Source organism: Pseudomonas sp. MF6394 (assembly GCF_002018845.1).
GTDB classification, from domain to species: Bacteria; Pseudomonadota; Gammaproteobacteria; order Pseudomonadales; family Pseudomonadaceae; genus Aquipseudomonas; species Aquipseudomonas lactis.
Genome location: NZ_MVOJ01000028.1, coordinates 37025 through 52324 on the forward strand (window position 1 = coordinate 37025; position 15300 = coordinate 52324).

Annotated in this window: 15 protein-coding genes and 2 pseudogenes; 12 read left to right on the top strand and 5 right to left on the bottom strand. The window is 59.0% G+C overall.

Annotation, left to right across the window (positions count from 1 at the left end):
- Positions 1-4: 4 nt before the first annotated feature.
- Positions 5-241, bottom strand: a complete 237-nt coding sequence (locus MF6394_RS24135) for a DUF3820 family protein (protein WP_008056784.1) — start codon at positions 239-241, stop codon at positions 5-7.
- Positions 242-445: 204 nt separating this feature from the next.
- On the opposite strand from MF6394_RS24135, the gene MF6394_RS24140 reads away from it, so the two are divergent.
- The gene (locus MF6394_RS24140) at positions 446-913 is read left to right on the top strand and encodes a ferritin-like domain-containing protein (protein WP_034128518.1); all 468 of its coding nucleotides are present in this window, start codon (positions 446-448) and stop codon (positions 911-913) included.
- A gap of 129 nt (positions 914-1042) precedes the next feature.
- On the opposite strand, the gene MF6394_RS24145 is transcribed toward MF6394_RS24140, so the two are convergent.
- Positions 1043-1513: a MaoC family dehydratase gene (locus MF6394_RS24145; RefSeq protein WP_047711644.1), complete on the bottom strand. Its 471-nt coding sequence runs from the start codon at positions 1511-1513 to the stop codon at positions 1043-1045.
- 56 nt (positions 1514-1569) lie between these two features.
- Positions 1570-2514, bottom strand: coding sequence for an alpha/beta hydrolase (locus tag MF6394_RS24150; protein WP_078467708.1), 945 nt, complete (start codon positions 2512-2514; stop codon positions 1570-1572).
- A gap of 219 nt (positions 2515-2733) precedes the next feature.
- On the opposite strand from MF6394_RS24150, the gene fadD2 reads away from it, so the two are divergent.
- Together fadD2 and fadD1 are read left to right on the top strand one after the other, a co-directional pair.
- Positions 2734-4422 (top strand): long-chain-fatty-acid--CoA ligase FadD2, encoded by a 1689-nt coding sequence (gene fadD2, locus MF6394_RS24155; RefSeq protein WP_078467709.1) that lies wholly within the window; start codon positions 2734-2736, stop codon positions 4420-4422.
- A gap of 777 nt (positions 4423-5199) precedes the next feature.
- The gene (fadD1, locus tag MF6394_RS24165) at positions 5200-6891 is read left to right on the top strand and encodes a long-chain-fatty-acid--CoA ligase FadD1 (RefSeq protein WP_032895580.1); all 1692 of its coding nucleotides are present in this window, start codon (positions 5200-5202) and stop codon (positions 6889-6891) included.
- 186 nt (positions 6892-7077) lie between these two features.
- Here the strand turns inward: fadD1 and MF6394_RS24170 are convergent, their stop codons facing one another.
- Positions 7078-7455 carry a hypothetical protein gene (locus MF6394_RS24170; protein ID WP_003193739.1) on the bottom strand — a complete coding sequence of 126 codons (378 nt, stop codon included), beginning with the start codon at positions 7453-7455 and terminating at the stop codon, positions 7078-7080.
- A gap of 201 nt (positions 7456-7656) precedes the next feature.
- On the opposite strand from MF6394_RS24170, the gene MF6394_RS24175 reads away from it, so the two are divergent.
- From MF6394_RS24175 to def, 3 genes are all read left to right on the top strand, one after another.
- Positions 7657-7842, top strand: a complete 186-nt coding sequence (locus MF6394_RS24175; RefSeq protein ID WP_003193737.1) for a CsbD family protein — start codon at positions 7657-7659, stop codon at positions 7840-7842.
- 180 nt (positions 7843-8022) lie between these two features.
- A complete protein-coding gene (locus tag MF6394_RS24180) occupies positions 8023-8976 on the top strand; it encodes a YihY/virulence factor BrkB family protein (protein ID WP_032895581.1) in 954 nt (317 codons plus the stop codon).
- Positions 8973-9512, top strand: a complete 540-nt coding sequence (gene def, locus MF6394_RS24185) for a peptide deformylase (RefSeq protein WP_044273159.1) — start codon at positions 8973-8975, stop codon at positions 9510-9512. The genes MF6394_RS24180 and def overlap by 4 nt, the downstream gene beginning before the upstream one ends.
- Before the next feature lie 120 nt (positions 9513-9632).
- Here def and MF6394_RS24190 read toward each other — a convergent pair whose 3' ends face one another.
- Entirely contained in the window at positions 9633-10055 is a 423-nt protein-coding gene (locus MF6394_RS24190) for a GNAT family N-acetyltransferase (RefSeq protein ID WP_047711642.1), read from the bottom strand.
- Positions 10056-10357: 302 nt separating this feature from the next.
- Here MF6394_RS24190 and MF6394_RS24195 point away from each other — a divergent pair, with 302 nt between their 5' ends.
- From MF6394_RS24195 to MF6394_RS35245, 6 genes and pseudogenes are all read left to right on the top strand, one after another.
- Positions 10358-11287 carry a fatty acid desaturase gene (locus MF6394_RS24195; protein ID WP_069557652.1) on the top strand — a complete coding sequence of 310 codons (930 nt, stop codon included), beginning with the start codon at positions 10358-10360 and terminating at the stop codon, positions 11285-11287.
- 9 nt (positions 11288-11296) lie between these two features.
- Complete coding sequence (locus MF6394_RS24200; protein ID WP_078467710.1) at positions 11297-12088, top strand: phosphate/phosphite/phosphonate ABC transporter substrate-binding protein; 792 nt, start codon at positions 11297-11299, stop codon at positions 12086-12088.
- A 108-nt stretch (positions 12089-12196) separates the two neighbouring features.
- Complete coding sequence (locus MF6394_RS24205) at positions 12197-12718, top strand: sigma-70 family RNA polymerase sigma factor (protein WP_044273163.1); 522 nt, start codon at positions 12197-12199, stop codon at positions 12716-12718.
- Between the two features lie 110 nt (positions 12719-12828).
- On the top strand, positions 12829-13779 hold the full coding sequence (locus MF6394_RS24210; RefSeq protein WP_078467711.1) for an aliphatic sulfonate ABC transporter substrate-binding protein: 951 nt from the start codon (positions 12829-12831) through the stop codon (positions 13777-13779).
- A 185-nt stretch (positions 13780-13964) separates the two neighbouring features.
- Positions 13965-14738: pseudogene (locus tag MF6394_RS35240) on the top strand (PAS domain-containing protein); the annotation flags it as partial.
- 150 nt (positions 14739-14888) lie between these two features.
- Positions 14889-15284, top strand: a pseudogene (locus MF6394_RS35245) (methyl-accepting chemotaxis protein); the annotation flags it as partial.
- Positions 15285-15300 lie beyond the last annotated feature (16 nt).

The following is a 15300-nucleotide window of genomic DNA, read 5'->3' on the forward strand; positions in this document are numbered from 1 at the left end:
CTCTTTAGTGGCGGGGGGCGGGTTTACCGTGTTTGGCGCGCAGCGGTTCGAGCAATTCGGACAGGCCGTTGTGGTCGATTTCCTGCATCAAGGCCAGCAAACCACCCAGTTCACCGTGGGGGAAACCTTCACGGGCGAACCAATTCAGGTAGGGTCCAGGCAGGTCGGCAATGATCCGGCCTTTGTATTTGCCGAAGGGCATTTGGCGGGTGATGAGCAGTTCGAGTTTTTCGGGATTCATGAGCGTCGCAGGGTTGAGGCCAGGCTTTCGAAAATACAGGCATTCTGCATGAAGGCCAAATGACAGATCATGCAAATAACCAAGATACAGATGGTTCAATAATTCGTAACTTATTGAAATAAAACATAAAAATAATTTTTGAAAACCTGGCACGGGCGCTGCAATAACCAAGGCAACCTTCTAACCCGTACAAGGAATTGAAAAATGACTGATATCAACAAAGAATCGATCTCCGTACTGAACGACCTGATCGAGACCAGCATCGACGGCCAAAAGGGTTTCAAGGAATGCGCTGAAGACATCAAGCATCCAGAACTCAAGGCACTGTTTGCCAAGCGTGCCGTTGATTGCGGTACCGCTGCCGAAGAACTGAAAACGGCTGTGCGTGCCTTGGGCGGCGATCCAGAGAAGTCTGGCAGTGTTGCCGGCGCCCTGCACCGTGGCTGGGTCGACGTGAAGTCGATGGTCACCGGCAAGGACGAGGAGGCCGTGTTGAACGAAGCCGAGCGCGGTGAAGACCACGCCCTGAAGGCTTACAAGGAAGCGATCGAGAAGATCAACAAGCACAACCTGGTAGGCATTCGTGATTTGGTTGAGCGTCAGTACCACGGTGTACAACGCAACCACGACCAGGTAAAGGCCCTGCGTAACCAGGCTCGCGCTCAGTCGTAAGCCATACGCTGGACCTAGTGTGGGAGCGGGCTTGCTCGCGAAAGCGGTGGATCAGTTACTGTTGTATTGACTGACACACCGCATTCGCGAGCAAGCCCGCTCCCACATTTGTTTTATACAGCGGCTGGATCAGCCGATGCTGATCGGCGGCAATTCGGTCAAGGTCACGACTTGCTGCTTACGTGGCGCCAGAATCTCCGCCTCGCCATCCACCACCAACTCATCACGCTGGTTGAACACCCGAGTGGCAATGCGCACGCGAAACTTCGGCATTTTCTCGAGGATTTCCAAGCGCACGGTCAGGGTGTCGCCGATCTTCACTGGCTTCTGGAAGGTCATCTGCTGGCCGATGTAAATCGTGCCCGGCCCAGGCAGCTCGCAGGCCACCGCCGCGCTGATCAGCGCACCGCTGAACATGCCGTGGGCAATCCGCTCCTTGAACATGGTCGCCTTGGCGTATTCAGCGTCCAGGTGCACCGGGTTGTGGTCACCCGACATGGCGGCGAACAGCTGGATATCGCGCTCTTCGACGGTTTTGCTGAAGCTGGCAGTCTGGCCCACTTCAAGCGCTTCGTACGGGGTGTTGGTTACCTGGGTCATCTGAAGGTGCATCCTGTGGCTTAACGGTAATTAATCGGCTGATTTTAAAGCAAAAACTATTCGCAGCGGGTGGGCCTGCGCAACGCCAGCGCCTGGTCGAGCCAGGCCAGCAGGTCGGCGGTGACTTCATCCCGGTTGGTTTCGTTGAACACCTCATGGCGCGCCTGCGGGTAGAGCGTCAATTGCACGTCCTGGCAGCCAGCTTCACGCAGGGCGTGGGCCAGATCCTTGAGACGCTTGCCTTCACTCACCGGATCACAATCGCCGCCCATCACCAGGATCGGCAGGCCGGGGTCGATCTGCGCCAGGTTGGAGACTTTGCTGATCTGCTGCAAGCCGCCCAACAGGTCGATCCACAATTGATTGGTGCAACGAAAGCCACAGAGTGGGTCGTTGATGTAGTTGTCCACTTCAACCGGGTCGCGGCTGAGCCAGTCGAACTTGGTGCGATTGGGTTTGAAGGCTTTGTTGAATGAGCCGAACGACAGGAAGTCGATCAACGCGCTGCGTCCTCGCAGGCCTTGGCGCGCTCGCTCGATGCGCGCAATGATTTGCGCTGCACGGTAGAGGGCCACCGGCTGGAAATTCGAACCGCTGAGTATTGCGCCATGCAAGCTGGCGCTGTGATGCAGCAAATACGCCTGGGAGATATAGCTGCCCATGCTGTGGCCCAGCAAGATGATCGGCAGCCCGGGATGCTGTTGGCCAATGTGCTGATTGAGGCTGGCCAGGTCGCCCACCACTTTGTTCCAGCCATCCGTCTCAGCATACAGCCCAACGGTGCCGGCCTCGGCGGTACGGCCATGCCCACGCTGGTCCAGCGCATACACACCCAGGCCTGCTGCACACAATGCCTGCGCCAGGCGGGCATAGCGGCCGCCATGCTCGGCCATGCCATGGGAAATCATCACCACGGCCCTGGGCGGGCCGTCGGGCAGCCATTGGTTGACGTACAGACGGGTGTGGTCGTTCGCGGTCAGCCAGAAGGTGCTGTGGTTCATGGCGGCTTCCTTTGCTCAGGGTGGTTGCATTGTATAGCTCATCCGGCGTGGGGCGGGGTATCTGCCTACGCGTTAGGTACAAGATTCATACAATCAATGACACAGTTCAGCGTCTTGCCTGTTTGGCCATAGCTGCTAACTTCCCCAAAGCTCCGCTTCTTATTGCTGCACACCTGCATGGCAGCGGCCGGACACACTCAGGTATAGAGGACAAGAATAATGCAACCTGATTTCTGGAATGACAAACGCGCGGCGGGCGTCCCCAATGCCATCGACCTCAGCACCTACAAGTCGGTGATCGAGGTCTTCGAGCGTTCCTGCAAGACCTTCGCCGACCGTCCGGCATTCAGCAGCATGGGCATTACCCTCACCTACGCCGAGCTTGAACGCCAGAGTGCGGCGTTTGCCGGTTACCTGCAGCAGCACACCGACCTCAAGCCCGGCGAGCGCATCGCGGTGCAACTGCCCAACGTGCTGCATTACCCGGTGGCGGTATTCGGCGCACTGCGCGCCGGGCTGATCGTGGTCAACACCAACCCGCTGTATACCCCGCGCGAGATGCGCCACCAGTTCAAGGACGCCGGTGTGCGCGCGCTGGTCTATCTCAACCTGTTCGGTTCGCGGGTGCAGGAGGTGTGCGCCGATACCGAGATCGACTACCTGATCGAAGCCAGGATGGGCGATTTCATGCCCGCCGCCAAAGGCTGGCTGGTCAACACCGTGGTCGACAAAGTCAAGAAGATGGTTCCGGCCTACCACCTGCCGCGGGCAGTGTCGTTCAAGCGCGCCCTGCGCATGGGCGCGGGCCTTGGAGTGACGCGCCACCCGGTGACCTTGGACGATATCGCCGTGCTGCAATACACCGGCGGCACCACCGGCCTGGCCAAGGGCGCGATGCTCACCCACGGCAACCTGGTGGCGAATATGCAGCAGGTGCGGGCGTGCATGTCGCAACTGGGCGACGACGGCCATCCGCTGGTCAAGGAAGGGCAGGAGGTGATGATTGCACCGCTGCCGCTGTACCACATCTATGCATTCACGGCCAATTGCATGTGCATGATGGTCTCCGGTAACCACAACGTGCTGATCACCAACCCACGGGACATCGGCGGGTTTATCAAGGAGCTCAAGCAGTGGCAGTTTTCCGGCCTGTTGGGCCTGAACACACTGTTTGTGGCGCTGATGGACCACCCGGATTTCAAGACCCTGGATTTCTCCCACCTGAAGATCACCAACTCCGGCGGCACCGCCTTGGTCAAGGCTACGGCGGAACGCTGGAAGGCGCTGACCGGCTGCGCCATCGGTGAAGGCTATGGCCTCACCGAAACCTCGCCAGTGGCCAGCACCAACCCCTACGGCGGCCTGTCGCGCCTGGGTACCGTGGGCATCCCGGTGCCGGGTACGGCGATGAAAGTCGTGGATGACCTGGGGCAAGAACTGCCGTTGGGCGAGCGTGGCGAGTTGTGCATCCAGGGCCCGCAAGTGATGAAGGGCTACTGGCAGCAACCGGCCGCCACCGCCGAAACCTTGGACGCCGATGGCTGGTTGAAGACCGGTGACATTGCGGTGATCGACACCGATGGCTACATCAGCATTGTGGATCGCAAGAAGGATTTGATCATCGTCTCGGGTTTCAACGTGTACCCCAACGAAATCGAAGACGTGATCATGGCCCACCCGGCCGTGGCCAACTGCGCCGTGATCGGCGTGCCGGACGAGCGCACGGGGGAGGCGGTGAAGCTGTTCGTGGTGGCACGGGCCCAGGGGGTGAGCCTTGAGGAACTGAAAGCGTACTGCAAGGCCAACTTCACCGGGTACAAGGTGCCCAAGCATATTGTGTTGAGGGAGTCGTTGCCGATGACACCGGTGGGCAAGATCCTGCGCCGGGAACTGCGCGACATCGCTTGAATTGAAACCGGGTACAAAAAATGTGGGAGCTGGTTTGCCTGCGAAGGCGGCCTAACAGTCAACACAGTTGGACCGGGTACATATCCGTTATTTAGGTAACGGCCACTTAGGGTTCCGCCCTGACGGCGGGTCACTTTGGAAAAGCCCCAAAGTAACCAAAGGGCTCTTGCCCCACCACTCGGCACCTCGCTTAGGCTCGGTGTGCCCGTAATCCGCCAGTGATTTGGGGGGCCGCCGCCACGCGCCATCCATGGCGCGGGGCAGCTAAACCGGCATCCCTGCCGGTTTACCCCCCAAATCCCTGTCGAATTCCGGCCAGCGTGGTTTGACGGGGCGCCTAAGATCACAAGCAGATCAAGATCAAGAGCGGCTCGCTTCGCATCGTGGTTACCGTTGGCTGCTACAGCCTACAAAGTTATGTAGATACCTATGCTGCGATAGCAGTGTTTCAGTCACGTGTTGAATTGACTGAGCCACCGCTATCGCAGGCAAGCCAGCTCCCACATCGTCATTCTGCACCCTTGAGAGCTTGTTCTAGAGCCATTCCTGGTGTTATAGAATTTTTGCTCTAAAAGTGACCATTGGATATTCTTGAGTCATGTTTATGACTGTAGGGCCCTCTTTTGGCTCTAGGCGGCCCTTGGCAAAGCTGCTACTCTCGGCGCGCTTTGTGACTTCTAGGCCTGCTTTAAAGCGCCAGACTCACCTAAAAACATACACCAATAATAATCGCATCAAATGCGATGATGAATTCGCGTCGCTGAGGAGTGGGCTTCCATGAATGAAGACTTTTGGAAGGATAAGTACCCCGCCGGGATTGCTGCACAGATCAATCCAGACGAGTATCCGAATATTCAGGCGGTACTGAAGCAGTCCTGCCAGCGCTTCGCTAACAAACCGGCTTTCAGCAACCTGGGCAAGACCATCACCTACGGTGAACTGTACGAATTGTCCGGCGCATTCGCCGCCTATCTGCAACAGCATACCGACTTGAAGCCTGGCGATCGAATCGCCGTGCAACTGCCCAACGTTCTGCAATACCCGGTCGCTGTATTCGGTGCGATCCGCGCCGGCCTGATCGTGGTCAACACCAACCCGCTGTACACCGCGCGGGAAATGGAACACCAATTCAATGATTCGGGGGCCAAGGCCCTGGTTTGCCTGGCCAACATGGCGCACCTGGCTGAAAAAGTCGTGCCCAAGACCGCCGTCAAGCACGTGATCGTCACCGAAGTCGCCGACCTGCTCTCGCCGTTCAAGCGCGTGCTGATCAACAGCGTGATCAAGTACGTGAAGAAAATGGTCCCGGCCTATCACTTGCCTCAGGCCATCAAGTTCAACGACGTGCTCGCCAAGGGCCATGGCCAGCCGGTCAACGATGCCAGCCCGGCCAGCGGCGATGTGGCCGTGCTGCAATACACCGGCGGTACCACCGGCGTGGCCAAGGGCGCGATGCTGACCCACCGCAATCTCGTGGCCAACATGCTGCAATGCAAGGCGCTGATGGGCTCCAACCTCAACGAAGGCTGCGAGATCCTGATCACGCCGCTGCCGCTGTACCACATCTATGCCTTCACCTTTCATTGCATGGCGATGATGCTGATCGGCAACCACAACATCCTGATCAGCAACCCGCGCGACCTGCCGGCGATGGTCAAGGAACTGTCGAAGTGGAAGTTCAGCGGCTTCGTCGGCCTCAACACCCTGTTTGTGGCGCTGTGCAACAACGAAGGTTTCCGCAAGCTGGACTTCTCTGCGCTGAAGGTCACCCTGTCGGGGGGCATGGCGTTGCAACTGGCAGCGGCGGAGCGTTGGAAGGCGGTGACCGGCTGCGCGATCTGCGAAGGCTACGGCATGACCGAAACCAGCCCGGTGGCCACGGTCAACCCGATCCAGCATATCCAGATCGGCACCATTGGCATTCCGGTGCCTTCCACCGCGTGTAAAGTCATCGCCGACGACGGCACCGAGCTTGCACTGGGTGAAACCGGCGAGCTGTGTGTGAAAGGTCCACAAGTGATGAAGGGCTACTGGCAGCGCCAGGACGCCACCGACGAGATGCTCGACAGCGAAGGCTGGCTGAAAACCGGCGACATCGCGATCATCCAGCCAGACGGCTACATGCGTATCGTCGACCGCAAGAAGGACATGATTCTGGTCTCCGGTTTCAACGTCTACCCCAACGAGCTGGAAGACGTGCTCGCGGGCCTGCCGGGCGTGCTGCAGTGTGCGGCCATCGGCGTACCGGATGAAAAATCCGGTGAGCACATCAAGTTGTTCATCGTGGTCAAGCCAGGGGCTACGCTCACCAAGGACCAGGTGATGGAACACATGCGCGCCAACGTCACCGGCTACAAGGTGCCCAAGGCCGTGGAGTTCCGTGATGCGTTGCCGACTACCAACGTGGGCAAGATCTTGCGGCGTGAATTGCGGGATGAAGAGCTGAAGAAACTCGGTCTTAAAAAGTAACCCATAAAAAACCCCGCTGATGCGGGGTTTTTTATGTGGGCGCGGTCGTCACCTTCTGTAGGAGCGAGCTTGCTCGCGAAAAACTCACAGGCACCGCGTTTATCCAAGAAGCACGCGTTACCGTTGACGTTTTTCGCGAGCAAGCTCGCTCCTACAAAAGGCCTGTCAGGGCAGCCCGCACGGTTTTTACAGGGCGAACTGGGCGAAGCTCACACCCGCACCGGCGGGGCGTACGTCCTTCAAGAACGAATCCTTGTCGGCACTCAGCTCCAGGGTAATCTCCGGCTTGCGCTTGCCCGCATTGCGCACCACCAGCCCTTCGAGCTTTTCACGCAGGAACACGGTCGGCACCTTCAGGTGCAGCAACTGGTCGGTGTCGGCGTTGTGCATCAACAGGTGGATCCACTCGTACTGGCCCACGGCAATGCGCCCCACCGGCAGGTCGAACCACCAGATGTTGCGTTTGCGGTCCAGGTCGGTGAAGTGGCAGTTGTTGACGCCGAGTACGGCACCGCCCAGTTCCTGGTTTCTGCGGGCAATGGCCTGTGCTTTATTGAGTTTCATAACCTTCCTACGGGATCTGTTATTCAGCGTTGCAGCCTGAATGTGCCGGGCATTCTCGTGGGTTGGCTGCAAAACATAAAGCCAAACCTGCCGCTTTCGATGAAATGCTTGCGCAAAAATAATTGAAACTCTGCCGTTGCGCTTCAGGTCAACCGCTACGTAGTGACCAAAAACCATTTGATTGTTATCAGGAGTAATACCATGAGCAGCACTTCCGATAAGGTAAAGGGCTTGGCGAACGAAGCTGTGGGTAACATCAAGCAAGGCGTCGGTAAAGTCACAGACAACGACAAACTGCGTGCTGAAGGCGTGATTCAAGAGAAAAAAGGCGAAGCGCAGCAGGCAGTGGGCAAGACCAAGGACGCAGTGAAAAAAGCCACTGAGTAACACGTCCTGGCTGGCTGAACCCAGCAGCCCGACGGCCATCCACGGATGGCCGTTTTTGTATCCGGTGGTGCAACTAAACTTTCGAAATTGTTTCAAAGTCGCCAAATGGGCTACTTTGATGTAGAAAACGGCCCCTGAGTCGCCCACGAACTCAACCTCTTTGCGGCGAAAGGAGACGCTATGCTTTTTCCGGTACTCGATGGTCTCAAGCTGCACAAGGTGCTGGTACGCACCATCAAGGAATTCGTCGATGACGAAATGCCTACCTACGCCTCGGCACTGGCCTACCAGATGCTGTTCTCGTTGTTTCCGTTCCTGCTGTTTCTCATTGCCCTGATCGGCTTCCTGCACCTGCCGGACTTCTTCAGTTGGCTGCGCCTGCAATCAGAGCTGGTATTGCCCCCCCAGGCGCTGGAGCAGGTCAACCCGGTGATCGATCAGTTGCAGCAGTCCAAGGGCGGCTTGCTCTCGGTGGGTATCGTCATCGCGCTGTGGACGGCCTCTGCGGGCGTGCGCCTAATGATGAGCGCCATGAACGCCGCCTACGACGTGGTTGAAGGGCGGCCGATCTGGAAACGGTTCCCGCTGTCGATCTTCTACACCGTGGGCATCGCCGGCATGCTGCTGGCCGCCGCCGCGCTGATGGTGCTGGGCCCGCAGGTCATGGAGTGGCTGGCCGGGCAGATCGGCATGCAGGAATTCGTGGTCACGCTGTGGACTATCCTGCGCTGGCCGCTGATTGTGATCTTGCTGATGTTCGCCGTGGCTCTCATGTACTACGTGATGCCGGACGTCGAGCAGGAATTTCGCTTTATCACCCCCGGCTCCGTCTTGGCCGTGGTGGTATGGATCGTCGCCTCACTGGGCTTTGGCTACTACGTCAAGACCTTCGCGGATTACAACGCCATGTATGGCAGCATCGGTGCGATCATTGTCTTGCTCCTGTATTTCTACATCTCTGCCGCCGTACTGCTGCTGGGCGCAGAGATGAATGCCGTGATCGAACACATGTCCGCCGAGGGCAAAGACCCCGGTGAGAAGGAAATAGGCGAGCCGGGCCACACTGATGAAAAACAACACGTCTCTGGCCTAGGCCGGGACCACTCCAAGCCCATGACCGAGCCTGAGCAATGATCCGTGAAATCCTGAAAATGGGCGACGAGCGCCTGCTGCGTATCGCCCCGCCGGTACCGCCGGAAATGTTCGACAGCCCGCAGCTGTGGCAACTGATCGACGATATGTTCCAGACCATGGAGCACGTGGGCGGCGTTGGCCTGGCCGCGCCGCAGATTGGCGTGGACCTGCAACTGGTGATCTTCGGTTTCGAAGCCAGCGAACGCTACCCGGACGCGCCGCCGGTGCCGCAGACCATCCTGATCAACCCGCTGATCACACCGCTCAGCCCGGTACTGGAAGAGGGCTATGAAGGTTGCCTGTCGGTGCCCGGCCTGCGCGGCGCCGTGAACCGTTACCAGCAGATCCGCTACGAAGGGTTCGACCCCAAAGGCGAGCCGATCGTACGCTTTGCCGACGGTTTCCATGCGCGGGTGGTACAGCATGAGTGCGATCATTTGATCGGCCGGCTGTACCCGTCGCGGATTACCGATTTCAGCAAATTCGGGTTTATTGAAGTGATGTTCCCGGAGCTGGACCCAACGGCTGACGAATAGCCCTTCTGACACACTCACAGTTCAACTGTGGGAGCTGGCTTGCCTGCGATAGCGGTTTATCTGTCACAGATAGATTGGCTGGCCCACCGCCATCGCAGGCAAGCCAGCTCCCACATGGGTTCAGCGTTTATCCAGGGCATTGAGCCCCATCGCAATCATCGGTTTATTGCGCTTGTAACGCACCAGCCGCTCACTCAGCGATTGCGGCAAAACCGTGTCCTGGCTGAACCCCATCCCCTGATACAACCGTTCCAGGTCCGGATGGCACAACAACCAAACCGTCCCCTCAATACTCGCCACGGCCTCGCCGATCAATCGAGCCGCCAGCCCCTGGCCACGATGAGTCGGCGCCACAAACACCCCCGTCAGCCACTGCCCGCCCACCACCGGGCTCAAGCACAAGCCGGCCACGATCTCGCCATCTCGCACTACCCACAAACGGCCGCCCTTGAGCGCCTTCATCGATGAATTGTGGCTGCGGTAAAACTTGTTCAGCAGTGGCCACAGAGGCTCGGCCAGCGGTTCGATGTGCAATGGGGGCATGGGGTTCAGACAAGCGTTATCCAGGGCAGGGGATTATAAGCGCCTTCTGCCGGGCAATAGGTGGTATACCCAGTGCTACGTCCCCTGTTAGTGGAGCACGCATCATGGCCAAAGGTATGGATTCAAAGAAAGCCGCGAAGAAAAAACCGGCAAAGACTGCGGATGAAAAACGCGCGGACAAGAAGACCAAAACATCCGAAGCAGGCCTGTTCGGTCACTGAGTTACAAGCTTAGAACCCAACGATCTGCAAGATTTTCCCGCCTCATTGCACAGAGCAGGAAACACCTGCTCTGAGCTGCCGATGACCCATTACCTTGATCCGACCCAGCGCCGGGAAATCGAAGCCCTGGCGACGACCTTTGTGGCAAGAACCGAGTGGCCGACCTGGCTGCTGTTGATCGGCGTATATGCCGGCTGGTTCGCGGTGATCCTTGGCAGCTGGTGGCTGGGCCTGTGGCTGAGCATATTGCTGCTGATTCCGCTGGTGACCCTGTGGCTATCGGTGCAGCACGAATTGCTCCACGGCCACCCGACTCGTTCGTTATGGCTGAATAAACTCCTCGGCTATGCCCCGTTCGCGGTGTGGTATCCCTACACGCTGTACCGCGACAGCCACCTGTTGCACCATAACGACCACGACCTGACTCTACCGGGCATCGACCCGGAAAGCCGCTACCTCAATCAGCAGCAATGGAACAACAGCTCGCTGTTCGAACGTGGCCTGCATTGGCTGACCAAGACCTTGCTTGGCCGCTTCCTGCTGGCAGCGCCGTTGGCGATTGGCCGGTTGGCACGTCACGAATTTCAACGCCTGCCCCAGGTATGGCCGATGTGGCTGGCCCACGGCGCCGTCACTGTGTTGATGCTGAGTTTCATCGCCTACTACAGCGCGCTTGCGGTGTGGCATTACCTGCTGCTGGTCAGCGTGCCAGCATTGTCCCTGGCCTCGGTCCGTTCCTACTATGAGCACCGCCCCCATCCCCGGCCGGAACAGCGCACAGTGCTCAACGAAGCGTCCTGGCCCTGGGCCTGGCTGTTTCTCAACAACAATCTGCACCTGGTACACCACGATCTGCCAAAGTTGCCGTGGTACCTGCTGCCCAGGGTGTACCGTGCCCGGCGCGAGCAGTGGTTGGCGCGCAGCGGTGGTTTCCTGGTGCAGGGCTACGGCCAGTTGATCAGTCGTCACGGACTCAAGGCCATCGACAGTCCCCGGCACCCGTTTGCCTGAGAGGCGACCATGAGTGAGCATTACGCCGACCTGCGCATGTACGTTGCGCCCCAGCCCATCCAGCAGGCCAATCAACGCTGGCTGGCGCGCATCCTTGAGCGACTGAAGCTGCATCGTCTTGACGCCGACCACCTCGACTTGCCCGGCCTGTGGCTTTCGCCGCAATTGCTCGTCAGCCAAACCTGCGGCTACCCGCTGATGACCCAATTGCGCGGCCAGGTACGCATCATTGGGCGCCCCCGTTACGAGTTGGTCCACAGCAGCCACGGCGAACATTGCAGCCTGCTGTTGACCCGCGCTGACAACCCGCGTAACCGCCTGACGCAGTTCTACCAGAGCCGCGGCGTGATCAACGGTCACGACTCCAACAGCGGCATGAGCCTGCTGCGTCACTGCGTGGCGCCGTTGCAGCGCGACGGGCGGTTCTTCGCCAGCGTCGGCATCAGCGGCGCCCACCGCGAGAGCTTGCGCTGGCTGCGTGAAGACCGCGCCGACCTCGCTGCCATCGACAGCGTCACCTACGACTACCTCGCCCGATTCGCCCCCGAAGAGGTCGCGGGCCTGCGTGTCATCACCCGCAGCGCGCCGAGCCCGACTTTGCCCTACATAGGCGCGCTGGGCTTGAGCGACGTGCAGGTGGCGCAGATTCGTGAGGCGATGAACCTGGCGTTGCAGGACCTGCCGCAGGTGACGCAAACCTTGGGTGTGCAAACCGTGCTCCCTGCCAGCGAAGACGACTATCAGGTGGTGTTGGATTACCAACGGCAGGCCGTCAGCGCCGGCTACCCGAAACTTCAATAAAGTTATATAAAAATGAATTTTAAATATTATTAAAGCATAAGCAGCCTTGCTAGGATGGCTCCACCGGAACACCGGACATACCGCGCAACCTACTCAGAAGGAGCCACTATGTCCGGCGCCGATAGTGCTCACAGCGATTACGTGGGCTCACTGTTTCGCATTCATTACCCTTGGCTGTGCAGCCGCTTGCACCGCTACCTCAACTCCCGTGCCCACGCCGAAGACATCGCCGTCGACGCGTTTGTCCAGCTTCTGAGTGCACCTGAGGTAGCGCCGATACGACAGCCCCGCGCATTGCTTACCACCATTGCCCAGCGCCTGGTGTACCAGGTGTGGCGTCGGCGTGATCTGGAGCGTACCTACCTCGCTGCGCTGGATGACGATGCAGCCTGCGCCGAGGACCGCGCCCAGGTACTCGAAGCCCTGCAAGCCATCGATCTATTGCTCGAGCGCTTGCCGGCCAAGGTCAAGACGACGTTCCTGTTGTCCCGCGTCAACGGCCTGACGTACCCCCAGATCGCCGCCGAACTGGGGATTTCCCAGCGCTCGGTCAGTGACTATATGGCCCGCGCTGTTACCGGCCTTGAATCCCACACCGATCAAATGTGGGAGCTGGCTTGCCTGCGATAGCGGTGAGCCAGCCAACACTTCTGACCCTGACAGGCCGCCATCGCAGGCACGCCAGCTTCCACGCTTACTGTGCTCACTTTGAATCTGATCGAACCACCAAGAGGCAACTTATGAAAGCAATCAAACACCTGCTGGGCAGTTCGCTGCTGGCATTGGCGGTATTGGCGCAGCCCACCTCAGCGGCCGAACCTTCCACGTTGCGCATTGGCTACCAGAAAAGCTCGGTCAGCATGGTGCTCGCCCGTGAGCACAAGCTTTTTGAAGCGGCGCTGCCCGGCACCCAGGTGCAGTGGACCGAATTTCTCGGCGGCCCGCCGCTGATCGAAGCGCTTAACGCCGGCAGCCTGGACATCGGCAATATTGGCGACATCCCGCCGATCTTCGCCCAGGCGGCCGGGATCGACTTGCAGTATTTCGCCGTCGAGCCTAACGAAGGCAAGGCCGAAGCAGTGCTGGTGCCCAAGGCCAGTACGGTGCAGACCGTGGCCGAACTCAAGGGCAAACGCGTGGCGTTGCTCAAAGGCTCCAGTGCGCACAACTTGTTCCTCAAGAGCCTGCTGCGCGCCGGGTTGCAGTGGAAGGATGTGAACGTGGTGTACCTGTCGCCTTCCGACGGCCGTGCCGCGTTCGAACAAGGCAAGGTGGATGCCTGGGTGGTGTGGGACCCGTACTACTCGGCCGCCGTGATCGACGGCTCGGCACGCGTGCTGGGGGATGGGCAAGGGTTGAACCCTGCGGGCAGTTTTTTCGTGGTCAACCACCCGTTTGCCAAGCAGCACCCCGAGGCCATCGCCACGATTATCCAGACACTAGGCAAGGCCCAGCGCCTGTCGCTGGATCAGCCCGACGCGAGCATCGCGCTGATGGCCGGCACTTTGGGGCTGCAACCGGCGGTGGTCAAAAGCTACTTCGAACATCGCTCCCCTGAACCGATCCGTCCCTTGGAGGCCATCGACATTGCCAACCAGCAACGCACCGCCGACCTGTTTTTTGCCAACGGCCTGATCCCGAAAAAAGTCGATGTGCAGCAGGCTGTCTTTAAGCCCCTTGGTCATCCCTAAGCAATGCTGGCGGATTAGTGGCCTTGCAGAGTGCCAAGGCCTGTCTATGCTCACCCAGAACCGTTAACGACGCTTGGCCGATAAAGCGTTTCCAATGGTTATTTCCCCATGCAGGTGTACCAGAAATATCCAACGTATGAATGGAATGCGCCCTCCAGGCGCCGGGAATCTAGGGTGATCTGACCATGTTCAACCGCCAGCACAAATCCGACCTGCAAGAAATCCAGCGTTTTTCCTGTGCCCTCACCGAAGCCAACGCCAAGCTTGCCGCTATCAGCCGCTCCATGGCGATGATCGAGTTCGACCGCACGGGAGTGATCCTTAATGCCAACGAACGTTTTTGCCAAACCATGGGCTACGGCGTCGAGGAGATCCGTGGCAAACATCACCGTCTGTTTTGCGAGGAGGCGTATACCCACACCGATGCCTACCACCAGTTGTGGCGCGACCTGGCGCGAGGCGAGGCGCTCAGCGGCACCTTCATGCGCCTTAACAAGCGCGGTGAGCAAGTGTGGCTGCAAGCCAGCTACTTGCCAGTGCTGGACAGCGACCATCAGGTACGCAGTGTGATCAAGGTGGCGGCGGATATTTCCGCACGGGTCCATCACGAACACGAAAACCAAAGTCTGATCGACGCCATCAGCCGTTCCATGGCGGTGATCGAATTCACGCCACAGGGCCAGATCCTCAATGCCAACGAAAACTTCCTGCGCACAGTGCAGTACACGCGCGAAGAAATCATCGGCCAGCATCACAGCATGTTTTGCCACCGCAGCGAAGTGGAGTCCCCGGCGTATAAGGCGTTTTGGGCTTCACTCAATCGCGGTGAGTTTCACTCCCACCGCTTCGAACGTAAAAACAAATACGGCAAGACCCTGTTTCTGGAAGCCTCTTACAACCCCATCTTCGATACGCATGGGCGCTTGTACAAAGTGGTGAAGTTCGCCAGCGATATCACCGAGCAAGTCAGTACCCTGCGCACGGCCGCCGACTCGGCCCACGCCACTTCGGTACAGAACGATGCCTGCGCCCGCAAGGGCTCGCAGGTGGTGCAGCAAACGGTGCAGATCATTGAAGCCATGTCCCACGACCTTAACCAGGCGGCGCAGAGCATCGATGCGGTGAGCAAGCAGTCGGACATCATCGGTGCCATCGTGCAAACCATCCGCAGCATTGCCGAACAAACCAACATGCTGGCCCTGAATGCGGCAATTGAAGCCGCGCGCGCGGGCGAGCACGGGCGTGGGTTTGCGGTGGTGGCCGATGAAGTGCGCAGCCTCGCCGCACGCACCAGCCAGGCCACCGTTGAGATCGTGGACGTGGTACGCAAGAACCACGACCTGTCGTTGAGCGCAGTGTCGAGCATGCAGTCGAGTTTGAGCCGCACGGGCCTGGGCGTGGAGTTGGCGAACGAGGCGGGGCAGGTGATCCTGGAGATCCAGGAAGGCTCACGGCATGTGGTGGATGCGATCAGTCAGTTCAATTCGACGCTGCAATTGCAATAACTGAACACTGCGCTGA